2 protein-coding genes are annotated in these 1774 nt (G+C 59.8%); both read left to right on the top strand.

The features are described from left to right. The first annotated feature begins 8 nt into the window (after positions 1-8). Positions 9-326: an IS66 family insertion sequence element accessory protein TnpB gene (gene tnpB / locus BIY29_RS19805; protein ID WP_240630253.1), complete on the top strand. Its 318-nt coding sequence runs from the start codon at positions 9-11 to the stop codon at positions 324-326. 66 nt (positions 327-392) lie between these two features. Continuing rightward, on the top strand, positions 393-1774 hold a 1382-nt coding region (tnpC, locus tag BIY29_RS19800), incomplete at its 3' end, for an IS66 family transposase (RefSeq protein WP_121576711.1).

Here is a 1774-nt window from a genome sequence, read left to right as displayed (position 1 = left end):
CGCAACACATCTGGCTGGCGCGCGAGCCGGTCGATATGCGCCGGGGGATTGATGCCCTGACCCAATACATTACCGACCACCTGCACCAACCCTGGCAAGGGGAAGCCGCTTTTGTCTTCTGCAACAAGGCGCGCTCGCGTATCAAAGTCCTGCGTTGGGACAAGCACGGCGTCTGGCTGTGTCTTCGTCGCCTTCATCAGGGGCATTTTATCTGGCCGAAACAGGGGGATGTCGCCTGGATACTGTCGCCGGAACAGTTCGACTGGCTGATGAAAGGCATCGACTGGCAACGCGTCGACGGGCTGGATTTAACTCAATGGAAATAAAGATAAAAATTAATTAAGGCATTGATTTTAAATGACAACAATATCCTGTCTTGATAAAATAAAGGCATGGATATCGACTCGCTGCTGACCTCACAAAACCCCGATGACCTGCGCTCTCTGGCGTTGAAATTACTCGCGGACCTTGAGCAGCAGACGCAACGTAATCAGACGCAGGCAGGTTATATCCAGCAACTGGAAGAGGCGCTGAAAAACGCCCGTCACTGGCGTTTTGGCCGTAAAAGTGAAGCCTTCCAGGGTGAACAGCGCGGACTGTTCGATGAAGATATCGAGGCCGATGCCGCCGATATCGAGCAGCAGCTGGTCACATTATTACCCGAACCTGAAGCGGAAAAACCCGCAGCGCCTAAGCGCCGACCGCTGCCGCCTGAACTGCCGCGCCAGGATATCCGCCTGGCTCCGGCATCCGATGGCTGCCCGGACTGCGGCCATGCCCTGCGCTTCATCCGCGACGAAATCAGCGAGCGGCTGGAGTATGTGCCGGCCCGCTTCATCGTGCATCGCCATATCCGTCCGCAGTTCAGTTGTGAACACTGCGAGACCGTCGTCAGTGCAGCGCTCCCGGCGCAACTGATAGAAAAAGGCCAGCCCGGTCCGGGCCTGCTGGCGCAGGTGGTGTGTGCCAAAAGCCTTGACCACCTGCCGCTCTACCGTCAGCAGGCGATATATCAACGCAGCGGTGTCGACCTCCCGCGCAGTACCCTGGCGGGCTGGTTCGGGGCGGTTGGCGCGGCGCTCAAACCGCTGGCCGACGCGCTCCATCACGACCTGTTGCAGCATCCGGTGCTCCAGGCCGACGAAACCCCGCTGTCCATCCTCGACCCCGGCAAGGGTAAAACCCGGCGTGGTTACCTCTGGGCCTATATCACCGCCCGGGGTGCTGACCGGTCGATAGTGCTTTATGACTGCCAGCCGGGACGCAGCGGACAGTATGCCCGTGATATGCTTGAGGGCTGGCGCGGCACCCTGGTGGTGGACGGTTATGCCGGTTACCAGGCGCTGTTCGACAGCGGTCAGGCACTTGAGGCTGGCTGCTGGGCACACGCCCGGCGCAAGTTCTTCGAGCTGTTTACTGCCAACAAAAGCCCGGTGGCCAGGCTTGCGCTGGACACCATCCGCGAGCTGTACAAACTTGAGCGCAAAATCAAACACCGGTCTGCAGATAAAAAACGCCAGTGGCGGCGGCGCTATGCCAAACCCCGGCTGGCGGCCTTCCACCAGTGGCTGGTGTTGCAACAGCCGCAGGCCGCGCCCAACTCCGCACTGCGTAAAGCGCTGGACTACACGCTGAAACGCTGGCCGGCCTTACTGCGTTATCTGAATGACGGGCGGGTCCCCATAGATAATAACCGCACGGAAAACTGCATCCGTCCGGTAGCCGTGGGCCGCAAGAACTGGCTTTTTGCCGGATCGTTGCGCGCCGGGCAACG

Origin of the sequence: Brenneria alni, assembly GCF_003666245.1 — a bacterium.
GTDB classification, from domain to species: domain Bacteria; phylum Pseudomonadota; class Gammaproteobacteria; order Enterobacterales; family Enterobacteriaceae; genus Brenneria; species Brenneria alni.
Note: the sequence above shows the minus strand (reverse complement) of the source record. Positions and strands in the feature narration are given on the sequence as shown.